Origin of the sequence: Pseudonocardia kunmingensis (assembly GCF_006716445.1) — a bacterium.
Classification (GTDB): domain Bacteria; phylum Actinomycetota; class Actinomycetes; order Mycobacteriales; family Pseudonocardiaceae; genus Pseudonocardia; species Pseudonocardia kunmingensis.
Window position 1 is genome coordinate 211335 of the sequence record NZ_VFPA01000005.1, and the last position, 13821, is coordinate 225155.

The window sequence follows — 13821 nt, forward strand, 5'->3', positions numbered from 1 at the left end:
GAGCGCTGCTATCGGTGTGCGAGCGCTGGTGGTCATCGATTCGTTGCCGATCGGAGGGCGTCAATCATTCGTTGACAACGGGGGAACTAGGGTGGGGCGGTGATGCTCGCCCTCGCCGGGCTCGTGGTCCTGCTCGGTGCCCTCGTGCAGGGCACGGTCGGCTTCGGGATCGGCCTCGTCGCGGCACCGCTCCTGGCGATCATCGACCCGGCGCTCGTGCCCGTGCCGATGCTGCTGCTCGGCACCGCGCACGCCGCGCTCGGGCTGGTGCGCGAGCACGGGCACACCGACTGGCCCGGCGTCGGCTGGGCGCTGCTCGGACGGCTGCCGGGTACCGTGCTCGGCGTCCTCGCGGTGGCGCTGCTGCCGCCGCGGTGGTTCGCGGTGGTCGTGGCGGCGACGGTCCTGGTCTGCGTCGCGCTGTCGCTCGTGCGCTGGCACCCCCGGCCGACGGCACCCGCGCTGCTCGTGGCCGGCCTCGTCTCCGGCACCGGCGGCACCGCGTCCGGGATCGGCGGGCCGCCGGTCGCCCTGCTCTACCAGAACGCCGCCGGGCCACGGGTGCGCGCGACGCTCGGCGCGTACTTCACCGCAGGCTCGCTGGTCTCCCTCGCCGGCCTCGCCGCGGGCGGCGAGTTCACCGTCGACGCGCTCCGGGCCGCTGCCGTCCTGCTCCCGTTCATGGTCGTCGGCTTCGCGGTGTCCTCCCCCGCCCGCCGCCTGCTGGACCGAGGCTGGACCCGCCCGGCCGTGCTGGCACTGGCGAGTGCGGGCGCTCTCGCGCTGCTGGGGCAGGCGGCGCTCGGCTGAGACCGGCCTCGGCGACGCCGGCCCCAGCCGCCTACGGAGCCGGTCCACGTCGAGCCCGTCCCGGGACCGCAGCCCCGGCCGGTCACGCCGGGGGCGGTGCGGACCTCGACGACGGGGAGCTCCCCCGCGGCTCGACGCGGACGGCCCTCACGGCCGGGTGGCGCCCGACGGGAGGGTCGACCCGTTGGCCTGGGCCCGCCGCCACTCCTCGTACTCCGGGCGGGCCTCGTCCGACAGCGGGTAGTACCGGCGCAGGTCGCCGCCCTCGGCGAGCTTGATCCGGGAGAACTCCTCCCACTCGGCGTGCGCGCCCGCGATCTCGAGCAGCTTCGGGGCCAGCGCGATCGGCACCACCACGGCGCCGTCGTCGTCGGCGATCACGATGTCGCCCGGCACCACGACGGTGCCGCCGCACGCGACCGGCACGTTCACCGCGGTGGGCACGATGCCGGTCTGGGTGTGGAAGTTGGGCGTGGTGCCCCGCAGCCACATCCCGATGCCGAGCGCGGACGCGTCGGCGAAGTCGCGGATGCAGCCGTCGACGACGATCCCCTTGCCGCCGCGGCCCGCGAAGTAGGTGAGCATCATCTCGCCGAAGATGCCGCTGGTCATGTCCCCGCGGGCGTCGACGACCACGATGTCGCCCGGCTGCGTGTGGTAGAGGACCTGCCGGTGCAGCTGCCGCTCCGGCTGGCTGTACTCGTCGACCGGGTAGAGGTCCTCGCGCTTCGGCAGGCACTGCAGGGTCAACGCGGGGCCCGCCACGCGCACCCCGGGCGTCCGGCAGACCGGGCCGGCGATGTGGGCGCTGCGGATGCCGAACTGCTTGGACAGCTCACTGCTGGCCGTGGCGCTCCCGATGCGCTCCAGCCCGGCGACGATCTCGGGGTCGGGTCGGACGATGTCCGGTGTCTCCACCATCTGGTCCTCTCACCTCCTGCGCCGAGGCGGGGCCGCCGCGACGCTTCCACCGCCGGCCACGGACGATCCGGCGGTTCTGTCGACCCTCGCCGGATCCGGTCCCGCCCGTCAATGGAGCGCCCCGCGCGCGTCATTCGACAAGCGAATGCCGGTATCCGCTCCCGCCGACCACGCAGCCGACGACGGGGCCGATCACGGGGCCGGATGGGTGGGATCGACCCAGGGCACGTGCTCGGGATCCGGCACGCCCGCGATGTCGAGGTTGACGACGACCGGTTCCTGGCCGCTGCGGGTGAGCACGCACTCGAGCGGCTCGTCGTCGAGTGCGTTGATCTCCTGGTGCGGCACGAACGGCGGCACGAAGATGAACCCACCCGGCCCGGCCTCGGCCGTGAACTCCAACCGCTCGCCCCACCGCATCCGGGCCCGGCCGCGCACCACGTAGATCACGCTCTCCAGCTCGCCGTGGTGGTGGGCACCCGTGCGCGCCCCCGGGTGGATCGTGACCGTGCCCGCCCACAACCGCTGCGCGCCGGTGCGCGCGGCGGTGATCGCGGCGGCGCGGTGCATCCCCGGCGTCTGCGGCGTGTTCGCGTCCAGCGCGTCGGCGGGGACGACGCGGACGCCCTCATGGCGCCAGTCGCGGCTCATGCCGCACTCGCCAGGGTGAGCGCCATCCGCTCGTCGGCGTCGGTCCAGCTGTGCACGACGGCGAAGCCGGCCTCGGCGAGCATCGCGCGCACCCCCGGCAACCGGAACTTGGCCGACACCTCCGTGCACATCTCCTCGCCCGCGGCGAACGCGACCGTGAGCTCCAGCTCGGCGAGGGTGACCGTCATCGCCCGCTGCGCCACCAGCCGCATCTCGATCCACTCGTGCGCGGTGTCCCAGCGGGCCAGGTGGGCGAACGCGTCGACGTCGAAGTCGGCCCGCAGCTCCCTGTTGAGCACGTGCAGCACGTTGCGGTTGAACTCCGCGGTGACGCCTGCCGCGTCGTCGTAGGCGGGGACGAGGACCTCCGGGTCCGTGACGAGGCCGGTGCCGAGCAGGAACTGCTCCCCCGGCCGCAGCGCCGCCCGCAGCGCGCGCAGGAACTCCGCGCGCGGCGACGGCAGCAGGTTGCCGATCGTGCCGCCCAGGAACGCGACCATCCGCCTCCCGTGCGGCGGGAGCCGGTCCAGGTGGGCGGTGAAGTCGCCGACCACTCCGTGCAGGTCCACGTCGGGGTACTCGGCGGCGAGCGCCGCCATCGCCTCGCGCAGCGCCGGCTCGCTCACGTCCTGGGGCACGTAGCGGCGCAGCGTGCCGGCCCGCCGGAACGCGTCGAGCAGCAGCCGCGTCTTCGCCGAGGACCCCGAGCCCAGCTCGACGAGCGTGTCGGCACCCGAGGCCGCGGCGATGGCGTCGGCGCTGCCTTCCAGCAGCGCCCGCTCGGTGCGCGTGGGGTAGTACTCGGGCAGCGCGGTGATCTCCTCGAACAGCGCGCTCCCCCGGGCGTCGTAGAACCACTTCGGCGGCAGGTGCTTCGGCACGGCGGTGAGGCCGGCCCGGGCGTCGGCGCGCAGCGCGGTCTCCGCGTCGGCGTCGGTGAGGTGGATGTCCAGCAGCGGGACGGTCATCGGGCTCCCTCGATGGGCGGCAACGGGATCGTGCGGCAGTGGCCGGCACCGGCGACCACCACGTGGCGGTCGGGCACGGCGGTCCACGCCGGTGCGGGGTCGAGCGGTTCGGACGCGACCAGCGCGCTCCCCTCGTCGATGTGCACGCACAGCGCGTGGTCGAAGGCCGTGGCCCAGATCGTGGCGCCGTCGGTGAGCAGCAGGTTCAGCCGCGAGCCGGGCGCTGCGGCGGCCACCTCGACGACGACCTCGGCCAGCGCGTCGGCCGGGTCCGCGCCCGCGCGCAGCCGGTGGCGGACCAGCGCCCACAGCAGCGCCGCGTCGGTGGGCGCGTCGAGCGTGATCAGGTCGGCGACGGGCAGCGCCGCGGCCGCCGGAGCGACGGACTGCGGCCAGCCGCGCACCACGCCGTTGTGGCTGAACAGCCACGGCCCCTCCGCGAACGGCGCCGCGGCGGTGTCGGTGATCGGCATCCCCACGGTGGCGGACCGCACGGCGGCCAGCACCCCGCCCGACGACGTGGCGCCGGCCAGCGCGGCGAACGACGCGTCGGACCAGATCGGCTGCGCGCTGCGGTACCGCGCCGCGGGCCCACCCGGCCGCGGGTACCAGCCCGCCCCGAAGCCGTCGGCGTTGATCGTGCCCCCGCCGCGCATGTCGGCGGGGGCGTACGCCTGGTGCCGCAGCGAGTGCGGCGCTTCGAGCACCGGCGCCGCGAGCGGCACCGGCGGCCCGACGTAGGCCAGGTGACGGCACACGCGGGCCCCTACGCCGCTTCCTCGGGGCGGGCGTCGCGCGCACAGCGGAAGCCGGCGAAGATCTGCCGGCGGATCGGGTGGTCCCAGTTGCGGAACGTGCCGCGGACGGCCGCGGGCGCCGTGCCGAACGAACCGCCGCGCAGCACCCGGTAGTCGCCGCCGAAGAACACCTGCGAGTACTCCGGGTACGGGAAGACCTCGAAGCCCGGATAGGGGTGCCAGCCCGAGCTGGTCCACTCCCACACGTCGCCGATGAGCTGCTGCACGCCCAGCGGCGACGCCCCGCGCGGGAAGGCGCCCGCGGCGGCGGGCTGCAGGTGGCGCTGGCCGAGGTTGGCGTGCGCGGGGGTGGGCTCCTCGTCGCCCCAGGGGTAGCGCCGCGACCGGCCGGTGGCCGGGTCGAACCGGGCGGCCTTCTCCCACTCCGCCTCCGTGGGCAGCCGTTTGCCCGCCCACCGCGCGTACGCCTGCGCCTCGTGGAAGCACACGTGCACCACCGGCTCGTCGGCCACGATCGGCTCCTCCCGGCCGAACCGGCGGCGGAACCAGGCACCGGAGCCGTCGCGCCGCCAGAAACGGGGGGCCTCCAGCGCGGCACCGACCCGGTGGGCCCAGCCCTCCTCGCTCCACCACCGCGGGTCGTCGTAGCCGCCCGCGTCGACGAACGCGGCGTACTCGGCGTTGGTGACCGCGGCCGTGTCGATCACGAACGCCGGCACGTGGACGACGTGCGCGGGCCGCTCGTTGTCCAGGGCCCACGCCTCGGTGGAGGTGCCCATGGTGAACGGGCCGCCCGGGACGAGCACCTCGCGGGCGGCAGGCGCGCTCCCCGCGGGCGGGGGCGGGGCGTGCAGCACGGGCGCGCCGGCACGCAGCTGGTGGGTGGCGAGCATGGTCTCGTCGTGCTGCTGCTCGTGCTGCACGATCATGCCGAAGGCGAAGCCGTGCTCGACGAGCCTGCGCCCGCGCAGGGGGCTGCGCTCGAGCGCGTCGAGCGCCTTGTCCCGCACCTGCGCCACGTAGGCCCGGGTCTCGGACGGGGTGAGCAGCGGCAGCTCGACGCGGCTGGCGCGCGAGTGCTGGAAGGCGTCGTACAGGCCGTCGATCTCCGGGCGCAGCGGCTCGCGTCCGCCGACGTCGCGGACCAGCCAGAGCTCCTCCTGGCTGCCGATGTGGGCCAGGTCCCACACCAGCGGCGACATCAGCGGCGAGTGCTGGGCGACCAGGTCGGCCTCGTCGACGGCGTCGGTGAGGGCGGTGCTGCGGGCCCGCGACTGCGCCAGCAGCGTGGCGACGCGGCTGCGCAGCTCCTCACCGCCGACCGCGGTGCCGGGCGCGGCGGTGTCGAGGGCCGGGTCGTCGAGGGCCGGGGTGTCGAGGGCCGGGGTGTCGGGGCTCGTGGCCCCGGGGGTGGTGCGGGTCATGGGGTCGCTCCCTCCGGGATGTCCGGATCGTCGGCGGGGCACCGCCCGCGCAGCACCTGCTGCTCGGTCATGGCGGTGAGGTCGTCGGCCACCCAGTGCGGGGCGCCGACGGCGGGCAGCCGGCGAAGTGCCAGCTCGAAGACGGTGGCGGCCGCGCGGGCGAGCACGCGGTCGGACAGGCCGTGGCGGGCGGCGGAGATCCACCGCCCCTCCGCGGGCTCGCACGCGGCGCGGGCCGCGTCGACGGCGGCGCGGTCCGACAGCAGCGCGACCAGCACCGTGACCGGCAGGGCCCACCGGCGTCCCGGCTGGGCGTCGACGTAGCGCACCTCGAGGTGCCCGTGCGGGCGGACCGGCGGGAACAGCGTGGAGACGTGGTAGTCCAGGTCGGCGGTGGTGGGCGGGGTGGGCAGCACCTCGCGCGCGGTGCCCCGCACCCAGTCGGCGAAGGTGATGCCGGGCGGCACCGACCAGCTGGCGCCCTCGCGGCGCACGCACAGCAGCGGGCTGTCCAGCACCCGCCGCGCCCACGCCTGCACCGGGTCGGCGCTCGCGGCGGGCGGTGCGGTGCGGAACGGGTCGGCCTGCTGCCAGCCGGCCCAGCGCGAGGACTTCCATCCGGTGCGCCGCCCGTGCAGCGTGGGCGAGTTGGCGAAGGCGGCCAGCAGGACCGGGCCGAGCGCGTGCAGCACGTGCCAGCGCTGCGCCACCTCGTGCGCCTCCCCTGCGTCGAGGCAGACCTGGACGGCGGCCGTGGAACACATCGCGCTGCGTCCGTGGGGGCCGCGCCGGTCGAAGGACTCCTCCATCGCCTGGTAGCGGGGGTGCGCCAGGATCCGGCGGGGCGGGCGGACCGCGTCGGCGGCCCGGTGGCCGGGGCGCAGCCCGGCGGCGGCGAGGAGCTCGTGCAGGGCGGCCGCGTCGTCGCGGGTGGTCTGCAGGAGGGAGGTGAGGTCGGGCAGCGGTGGGCTGGCGAGCTCCACCTGCCCGCCGGGCTCCACCGTGACGGCGGAGCCGGCCGGGAGCGGGCGAGCGGGAGAGGACGGATCGAGGGTGGTGGGCGCGTGCGGGCCGAGGGCCGCGGCGAGCGTGGCGGCGTCGGGCAGCGAGCGGGCCTCGGGAGGGTGCAGGAGCCACTCGAGCTCGACACCGACCAGCCTCGGGGGCCCGTGCTTGAAGCAGACCGAGCCGACGTGCGTCTCGGCGTCGGCGCAGTCGCGCAGCACGGAGGGGCCGGCGTCGGGAGGGCCGCTGCCCACCCCGTCCAGCGGGGCGTCCGCCCCGCCTCGCACCATCGTGACCACCGCTTCGTCCACCATGCGAGCGACGCTACCGCCGGTCCCCGACGATTTCGCGGTGACGACGGGAAGGCGGAGGTGACAATTCGCGGAAGCCGGGCCCGCGCGGCACGGCTCCCGCCCGGGCGGTCCGCTCACGCGAACCGTACGTCCGTCCGGAGATCCGGCTATCCTCTGTCGGGTGCCCCGCGTCAGCACCGACCAGCTCGCTGCGCGGCGCCAGCAGATCCTCGACGACGCCCGGTCCTGCTTCGCCCGCCACGGCTACGAGGGCGCCACCGTCCGCAGGCTGGAGCAGTCCACCGGCCTGTCCCGTGGTGCGATCTTCCACCACTTCCGGGACAAGGAGGCGCTCTTCCTCGCGCTCGCCGAGCAGGACGCGCAGCGGATGACCGACCTGGTGGCGGCGCAGGGGCTCGTGCAGGTCATGCGGGAGCTGGTGTCGGCTCCCGAGTCGCTGGACACCAGCTGGACCGGCACGTTCCTCGAGGTCGCCCGCCGCGGCCGCACCGACCCCGGGTTCCGCGCCCGCTGGCGCGCCCACGCCGAGACGCTCACCGCGGCCACCGAACAACGACTGGCCCGGCAGGCCGCGGCAGGCACCCTGCGCGACGACGTCCCCGTCCCGGTGCTGGCCCGCTATCTCGAGCTGGTGCTCGAGGGCCTGGTGTCCCAGCTGGCCATGGGCCTGCCGGCCGACGACCTCGACGGCGTCCTCGACGTGGTGGAGGGCGCGGTCCGCAGGCGCTGACGGCACGGCGTCGACCGCACGGGGCGGGTCAGCCGACGAGGTGCTCCTCGCGGTGGCGGGCGGCGCAGCCGGGGATCCCGCACTCGACGCCGTCCGGCGCCGCGGTCACCGGCTCGGGCGCGAACTGCGTGCGGTGCAGCTGCGCGTAGCGCCCGCCGCGCGCGAGCAGCTCCTCGTGCGTGCCGCGCTCGACGATGCGGCCGTGCTCCAGCACCGCGATCTGGTCGGCGGCGCGCACGGTGGACAGGCGGTGGGCGATGACGATCGCCGTGCGGCCCTCCAGCGCCTCCGCGAGCGCCTCCTGGACGGCGGCCTCGGACTCGGAGTCGAGGTGGGCGGTGGCCTCGTCGAGGATCACGACGCGGGGCCGGGCCAGCAGCAGGCGCGCGATCGTCAGGCGCTGGCGCTCGCCGCCCGAGAGCCGGTAGCCGCGCTCCCCCACCACCGTGTCGAGGCCGTCGGGCAGGGTGTCGAGCAGCTCGCCGAGCCGGGCGCGGCGCAGGGCGTCGACGATCTCGGGGTCGCTCGCGCCCGGGGCCGCGTAGCGCAGGTTCGCGCGGATCGTGTCGTGGAACAGGTGCCCGTCCTGCGTGACCACGCCGACCGCCCCGCGCAGCGACGCGGCGGTCAGCCGTCGCACGTCGATCCCGGAGAGCTCCACCGCGCCGGAGTCGACGTCGTAGAGCCGCGGGACGAGCGAGGCCAGCGTCGACTTCCCCGCACCCGACGACCCGACCAGCGCGACCAGCTGCCCCGCACCGACGTCGAGGTCGACGCCGTGCAGCACCTCCTCGCCACCGCGGGTGTCCAGCACGGCCACCTCCTCCAGCGACGCGAGCGACACCCGCTCGGCGCTCGGGTAGCCGAACCGGACGTCGCGCAGCCGCACGTCCACCGGGCCGTCGGGGAGCGCGACCGCGTCCGGGGCCTGCGTGATCATCGGCTCCAGGTCGAGCACCTCGAAGACGCGCTCGAACGACACCAGTGCCGTCATCACGTCCACCCGGGCGTTGGCCAGCGCCGTCATCGGCGTGTAGAGGCGGGTGAGCAGCAGGGCGAGGGTGACCACCGTGCCCGGCTCGATGCGCCCGGTGACGGCGAGCCAGCCGCCCAGCCCGTAGACCAGCGCCTGGGCCAGCGCGGAGACCAGCGAGAGCGCGGTGACGAACACGCGGGACACCATCGCGGTGCGCACGCCGATGTCGCGGACGCGCTCGGCGCGCTCGCCGAAGTCCCGCGCCTCCTCCTCGGGCCTGCCGAAGAGCTTCACCAGCGTGGCGCCGGGCGCGGAGAACCGCTCGGTCATCTGGTTGCCCATGCCGGCGTTCAGGTCCGCGGCCTCGCGGCGCAGGTCGGCGAGGCGCCGCCCGAAGCGGCGCGCGGGGAGCACGAAGATCGGCAGGAGCACCAGCGCCAGCAGCGTCACCTGCCATGCGAGGGTGATCATCACGCCGAGTGCGAGCACGAGCTGGATGCTGTTGCTCAGCACCGTGGCCAGGGTCGAGGTGATCGCCGACTGCGCGCCGATGACGTCGTTGTTGAGCCGGCTGACCAGTGCCCCGGTGCGCGTGCGGGTGAAGAACGCCACCGGCATGCGCTGCACGTGCTCGTAGACCGCTCGGCGCAGGTCCACGATCAGCCCCTCACCGATCCGTGAGGAGAACCAGCGCGACACCAACCCGACGACGGCCTCCACGACCGCGAGCGCCGCGATCCCGGCCGCCAGCCCGACCACGGTGGCCGCGGCCGCCGACACCTCGCCACCCGCGACGATCGCGTTGACGACGCGCCCCGCGAGGACGGGGGTGAGCACCCCGACCGTCGCCGAGACGACGGTGAGCAGCAGGAACGCGAGCAGCCAGCCCCGGTACGGGCGCGCGAACGCCCAGATCCGCGGGATCGTGCCCTTCTTGATCGACTTCGGGGCGTCCGCCCCGCGCACGACACCGCGCAGCATGCCCATCGGCCGATCCATCCGCGGCCCCCTTCACTTACAGCGTTGCAACCCTGCGTCCAACGCCGGGACCGCCACCTTTACTCCCCGCTCGTTCCCCATCGGCACCGGTGCTCGCTCCCGTCGGTCGACGCTTCAGCGAGCGGCCGCGCCGTCGCGGGACTGAGGGGAAATCGGGGAGGTCGGGGAGCGTGCGTTCAGCCCTCGCCGGCGGCCAGCGCGCGGAGCCTGCGCAGCTGCGCCGCGCGCTCCGCGGCCAGCGCCGCGGCCGGATCGGCGCCGTCGGCGACGCCGATGAGCAGGGCGAGGGTCTCGGCCGCCGCCGCAGGGGGCGCGACCACCAGCGACGCGGCCAGCGCGTCGACCGCGACGTCCAGCTCTGCGGCGGGCACCGCGCGCAGCGCGAGCCCGGTCGCCACCGCCTCCTCCGCGCCGATCCGGCGCCCGGACAGGCAGATCTCCACCGAGCGCGCGTAGCCCACCGCGTGCACGAGCGGGTACGTGCCGCCCAGGTCCGGGACGATTCCGAGCCCGGTCTCGGCCATGCAGAACTGCACGTCATCGGCGACCACGCGCAGGTCGCACGCCAGCGCGAGCTGGAACCCGGCGCCGATCGCGTGGCCCTGCACGGCGGCGACGGTGACGCGGCCCGGCTCCCGCAGCCACGAGAACCCCGACTGGAAGCCGGCGATGGTGGCGTCGGCGTCGTCGTCGGACAGGGCCGCGATCCCCGCCAGGCCCGGGAGGCCGTCGACCTCCTGCTCGCCGAAGAAGCGGCGGTCGAGCCCGGCGGAGAACGCCCGACCGGCGCCGCGCACCACGACGACGCGCACCTGCTCGGACAGCGGCCCCGCGGACAGCGACTCCCCGATGGACCGGAGCGCCTCCCAGGTGAGCGGGGTCTGCGCGTTGAGCGCCCCGGGACGGACGAGCGTGATCGTCGCTCGCGGCCCGTCGACGTCGAGCGTGAGCCCGCCGCGCTGCAGGAGCTCCGGGTCGACCGTCGCCGTCGTCATGGCGGCAGGCTATCCCGGGGACGGCCGCCCGGTGCGCGACCTACTTCTTCTTGGTGCGCGTGGCGCCGCCGCGTCCGCGCAGCGTCACGCCCGTCTCCGAGAGCACCCGGTGCACGAAGCCGTAGGACCGCCCCGTCTGCTCGGCGAGGGCACGGATGCTGGCGCCCTTCTCGTACTTCTTCTTCAGGTCGGTGGCGAGCTTGTCGCGCTGGGTGCCCGTGATCCGGGCCCCCTTCTTCAGGTCGGCCATGACCGTGATCTCCTTCGCCCACCTGCGCTGACCGCAGGTAGATCGTTTCCGGCTCCCCCCGGTGCGGCAATGATCGTCCACGGGATTACCCGGTGCCAGGAGATCCACTCGATGATCGGTGAACGGTTGGGCCGAATGGATCACGCGTACGGGTGATCATTGACTCGTCCTGCACACCCCGATGTCACCCCCTCGCCACCCACGGGTCACTCCGGGAGTCGAGCGGCGCGCCGGACGGCCGTCCCGAACCACCCCGCGACACGCAGGGGCACCGCCGAACTCGGCCCGATCGAGTGATCCGGCGCGCCGGGCGAATCGCCCGATCAGGCCAATTGCACGAGCTCGAGGTACTCGGCCGACCAGTGGTCCTCGGTGCCGTCGGGCAGCACGATCACCTTGTCCGGCTCGAGCGCCTCCACCGCGCCCGGGTCGTGGGTGACGAGCACGACCGCGCCGGCGAAGTGGCGCAACGCGTCGAGCACCTGCTCGCGGCTGGCCGGGTCGAGGTTGTTCGTCGGTTCGTCGAGCAGAAGCACGTTGGCCGCGCTGGAGACGAGCCCGGCGAGCGCGAGGCGGGTGCGCTCACCGCCGGACAGGGTGCCCGCGAGCTGCGAGAGCTGCTCGCCGGAGAACATGAACGCGCCCAGCAGGGTGCGCAGCTGCTGCTCCGGGGTGTCCGGGGAGGCGTGCCGGACGTTGTCCCAGACCGACGCGTCCATGTCGAGCGTGTCGTGCTCCTGGGCGAAGTAGCCGGTACGCAGCCCGTGGCCGGGCACGACCCGGCCCGCGTCGGGCTTCTCGGTGCCGGCGAGCAGGCGCAGCAACGTCGTCTTGCCCGCCCCGTTGAGGCCCAGCACCACGACCTTCGCGCCGCGGTCGACCGCGAGGTCGACGCCGGTGAACACCTCGAGCGAACCGAACGCCTTCGACAGCCCCTCGGCCGTCAGCGGGGTGCGCCCGCACGAAGCCGGGTCCGGGAAGCGGATCCGCGCGACGCGGTCGGCCTGCTGTTCCGGCTCGAGCGCGGCGAGCATCTGGTCGGCGCGGCGGGCCATGTTCTTGGCCGCCACGGCCTTGGTGGCCTTCGCGCCCATCTTCGCCGCCTGGGTGTGCAGCGCCGCGGCCTTCTTCTCGGCGTTGGCGCGCTCGCGGCGGCGGCGCTTCTCGTCGGTGGCCCGCGCCTCCTGGTAGCGGCGCCAGTCCATGTTGTAGACGTCGGCCTCGCCGCGGGTGGCGTCGAGGAACCACACCTTGTTGACGACGTCGGCGAGCAGCTCGGTGTCGTGGCTGATCACGACGAGCCCGCCCTCGTGCGACGAGAGGAACGAGCGCAGCCAGGTGATCGAGTCGGCGTCGAGGTGGTTGGTGGGCTCGTCGAGCAGCAGCGTGGTGGCGCTCTGCGAGCCGCCGTCGGACGCGGCGAACAGGATGCGGGCCAGCTCCACGCGGCGGCGCTGCCCACCGGACAGCGTCGCGATCGACTGTGTGAGCACCCGCTCGGGCAGCCCGAGGTGGGTGCAGATGCGGGCGGCCTCGCTCTCGGCCGCGTAGCCGCCGAGCGCGGAGAACCGCTCCTCGAGCCGGCCGTACTCGCGCACCGCCTTCGCGTTCTCGGCGCCGTCGACGAGCTCGGCCATCGCGGTCTGCGCCTTCTCCATCTTGCGCAGCAGCACGTCGAGGCCGCGGGCGGACAGCACCCGGTCGTTGGCCGTGACCGACAGGTCGCCCTCGCGGGGGTCCTGCGGCAGGTACCCGACCGGACCGGTGGTGCTGACCGCACCGCCGTAGGGCTCACCCTCGCCGGCGAGCACCCGCATCGAGGTGGTCTTGCCGGCGCCGTTGCGGCCGACGAGGCCGATGCGGTCGCCGGGCTGCACGCGCAGGGTGGCGCCGGAGAGCAGGATGCGCGAACCAGCGCGCAGTTCGAGGTCGGTAGCGGTGATCACGAGGAGACTCCAGGACGTCCGGGTATCGGCACGAGGCGGTGACAACCGCCTGCGCTACTCGATCCGGACCACGATCACGCCACCCAGACTACCGACCGGCGCGACCCGATTCCGGCAGTAGGGTCCCGGCATGACCGACGTCACCGCCGCCCGCCCCCAGGACCTCGCAGGCCGTGCCGCCCTCGTCACCGGCGCGAGCCGCGGCATCGGCTTCGCCATCGCCACGGAACTGCTGGCCCGCGGCGCCTCGGTCACCGTCACCGCCCGCAAGCCCGACGAGCTCGCCGCCGCGGCGGCGCGGCTCGCGGCGGGCGCCGACCCGGACCGGGTGCTGGCGCTGCCCGGCAACGCCGGGTCGGCGCAGGCGCGCGAGGAGGCGGTCACCCGCACCGTCGAACGGTTCGGCAACCTCGCGATCCTGGTGAACAACACCGGGATCAACCCCACCTACGGCGCGCTCATGGACGCCGACCTCGACGCCGTCCGCAAGACCTTCGACACGAACGTCGTCGCCGCGCTGGGGTTCGTGCAGCTCGCCCACAAGGCCTGGATGGGCGAGCACGGGGGCGCGGTGGTCAACATCGCGTCGGTGGCCGGCCTCCGCTCGTCGGGGGTGATCCCCGCCTACGGCGCGTCCAAGGCGGCGCTCATCCGGCTCACCGAGGAGCTGGCGTGGCAGCTGGGCCCGTCGATCCGGGTGAACGCGGTGGCTCCCGCGATCGTGAAGACGACGTTCGCCACGGCCCTGTACGCCGAGGGCGAGGAGAAGGTGAGCGCCGCCTACCCGATGAAGCGGCTCGGCACCCCGGAGGACGTCGCCGGCCTGGTGGCCTTCCTCGTCTCCGACGCGGCCTCGTGGATCACCGGGGAGACCGTGCGCGTGGACGGCGGGATCCTGGCCACGGGGTCGCTGGGCTCGGCCTAGTGCGCTAGCCGTACCGCCCCCCGGCGAGGGGCGCCCGGCGGTCCCGCGTCGCGCGCGGGCGTTCACCCCTGCTCGCCCGCCCTCGTGCCACGTCGGTCACACGCGCTTTGCCTCCCTGAGGGCAGCCCTTTAGGGTCCTCCCACCGCGC

General features: G+C 74.8%; 13 protein-coding genes. 3 read left to right on the plus strand and 10 right to left on the minus strand.

The genetic code is table 11. The annotated features are described in order from the left end of the window. Positions 1-102: 102 nt before the first annotated feature. Positions 103-810, plus strand: coding sequence for a sulfite exporter TauE/SafE family protein (locus tag FB558_RS34545; RefSeq protein ID WP_142061903.1), 708 nt, complete (start codon positions 103-105; stop codon positions 808-810). A 147-nt stretch (positions 811-957) separates the two neighbouring features. On the opposite strand, the gene FB558_RS34550 is transcribed toward FB558_RS34545, so the two are convergent. From FB558_RS34550 to egtA, 6 genes are all read right to left on the minus strand, one after another. Then, a complete protein-coding gene (locus FB558_RS34550; protein WP_142060993.1) occupies positions 958-1731 on the minus strand; it encodes a ribonuclease activity regulator RraA in 774 nt (257 codons plus the stop codon). 192 nt (positions 1732-1923) lie between these two features. Next, positions 1924-2382 carry a cupin domain-containing protein gene (locus FB558_RS34555; protein ID WP_142060995.1) on the minus strand — a complete coding sequence of 153 codons (459 nt, stop codon included), beginning with the start codon at positions 2380-2382 and terminating at the stop codon, positions 1924-1926. Continuing rightward, complete coding sequence (gene egtD / locus FB558_RS34560) at positions 2379-3350, minus strand: L-histidine N(alpha)-methyltransferase (RefSeq protein ID WP_142060997.1); 972 nt, start codon at positions 3348-3350, stop codon at positions 2379-2381. Before egtD ends, FB558_RS34555 begins: the two co-directional genes overlap by 4 nt. After that, positions 3347-4108 carry an ergothioneine biosynthesis protein EgtC gene (gene egtC / locus FB558_RS34565; protein ID WP_142060999.1) on the minus strand — a complete coding sequence of 254 codons (762 nt, stop codon included), beginning with the start codon at positions 4106-4108 and terminating at the stop codon, positions 3347-3349. The genes egtD and egtC overlap by 4 nt, the downstream gene beginning before the upstream one ends. An 8-nt stretch (positions 4109-4116) precedes the next feature. Beyond that, on the minus strand, positions 4117-5532 hold the full coding sequence (gene egtB, locus FB558_RS34570) for an ergothioneine biosynthesis protein EgtB (protein ID WP_142061001.1): 1416 nt from the start codon (positions 5530-5532) through the stop codon (positions 4117-4119). Next, the gene (gene egtA, locus FB558_RS34575) at positions 5529-6851 is read right to left on the minus strand and encodes an ergothioneine biosynthesis glutamate--cysteine ligase EgtA (protein WP_246106973.1); all 1323 of its coding nucleotides are present in this window, start codon (positions 6849-6851) and stop codon (positions 5529-5531) included. The genes egtB and egtA overlap by 4 nt, the downstream gene beginning before the upstream one ends. A 160-nt stretch (positions 6852-7011) precedes the next feature. Between egtA and FB558_RS34580 the strand changes: the two genes are divergently transcribed. Further along, positions 7012-7581, plus strand: coding sequence for a TetR/AcrR family transcriptional regulator (locus tag FB558_RS34580; protein ID WP_142061003.1), 570 nt, complete (start codon positions 7012-7014; stop codon positions 7579-7581). Positions 7582-7609: 28 nt separating this feature from the next. Here FB558_RS34580 and FB558_RS34585 read toward each other — a convergent pair whose 3' ends face one another. From FB558_RS34585 to FB558_RS34600, 4 genes are all read right to left on the minus strand, one after another. After that, the gene (locus FB558_RS34585) at positions 7610-9556 is read right to left on the minus strand and encodes an ABC transporter ATP-binding protein (protein WP_142061005.1); all 1947 of its coding nucleotides are present in this window, start codon (positions 9554-9556) and stop codon (positions 7610-7612) included. Between the two features lie 176 nt (positions 9557-9732). Beyond that, positions 9733-10551 carry an enoyl-CoA hydratase/isomerase family protein gene (locus FB558_RS34590; protein WP_142061007.1) on the minus strand — a complete coding sequence of 273 codons (819 nt, stop codon included), beginning with the start codon at positions 10549-10551 and terminating at the stop codon, positions 9733-9735. A gap of 40 nt (positions 10552-10591) precedes the next feature. Then, positions 10592-10801: a helix-turn-helix domain-containing protein gene (locus tag FB558_RS34595; RefSeq protein ID WP_028932228.1), complete on the minus strand. Its 210-nt coding sequence runs from the start codon at positions 10799-10801 to the stop codon at positions 10592-10594. A gap of 323 nt (positions 10802-11124) precedes the next feature. After that, positions 11125-12747 (minus strand): ABC-F family ATP-binding cassette domain-containing protein, encoded by a 1623-nt coding sequence (locus tag FB558_RS34600; protein ID WP_142061009.1) that lies wholly within the window; start codon positions 12745-12747, stop codon positions 11125-11127. Between the two features lie 130 nt (positions 12748-12877). On the opposite strand from FB558_RS34600, the gene FB558_RS34605 reads away from it, so the two are divergent. Continuing rightward, positions 12878-13672: an SDR family oxidoreductase gene (locus FB558_RS34605; protein ID WP_142061010.1), complete on the plus strand. Its 795-nt coding sequence runs from the start codon at positions 12878-12880 to the stop codon at positions 13670-13672. The last annotated feature ends 149 nt before the right edge of the window (positions 13673-13821 follow it).

Coding starts and splice junctions, on each gene's coding strand:
- FB558_RS34545 (WP_142061903.1), top strand. CDS start 103: ATGCTCGCCCTCGCCGGGCTCGTGGTCCTGCTCGGTGCCCTCGTGCAG.
- FB558_RS34550 (WP_142060993.1), bottom strand. CDS start 1,731: ATGGTGGAGACACCGGACATCGTCCGACCCGACCCCGAGATCGTCGCC.
- FB558_RS34555 (WP_142060995.1), bottom strand. CDS start 2,382: ATGAGCCGCGACTGGCGCCATGAGGGCGTCCGCGTCGTCCCCGCCGAC.
- egtD (WP_142060997.1), bottom strand. CDS start 3,350: ATGACCGTCCCGCTGCTGGACATCCACCTCACCGACGCCGACGCGGAG.
- egtB (WP_142061001.1), bottom strand. CDS start 5,532: ATGACCCGCACCACCCCCGGGGCCACGAGCCCCGACACCCCGGCCCTC.
- egtA (WP_246106973.1), bottom strand. CDS start 6,851: ATGGTGGACGAAGCGGTGGTCACGATGGTGCGAGGCGGGGCGGACGCC.
- FB558_RS34585 (WP_142061005.1), bottom strand. CDS start 9,556: ATGGATCGGCCGATGGGCATGCTGCGCGGTGTCGTGCGCGGGGCGGAC.
- FB558_RS34590 (WP_142061007.1), bottom strand. CDS start 10,551: ATGACGACGGCGACGGTCGACCCGGAGCTCCTGCAGCGCGGCGGGCTC.
- FB558_RS34595 (WP_028932228.1), bottom strand. CDS start 10,801: ATGGCCGACCTGAAGAAGGGGGCCCGGATCACGGGCACCCAGCGCGAC.
- FB558_RS34605 (WP_142061010.1), top strand. CDS start 12,878: ATGACCGACGTCACCGCCGCCCGCCCCCAGGACCTCGCAGGCCGTGCC.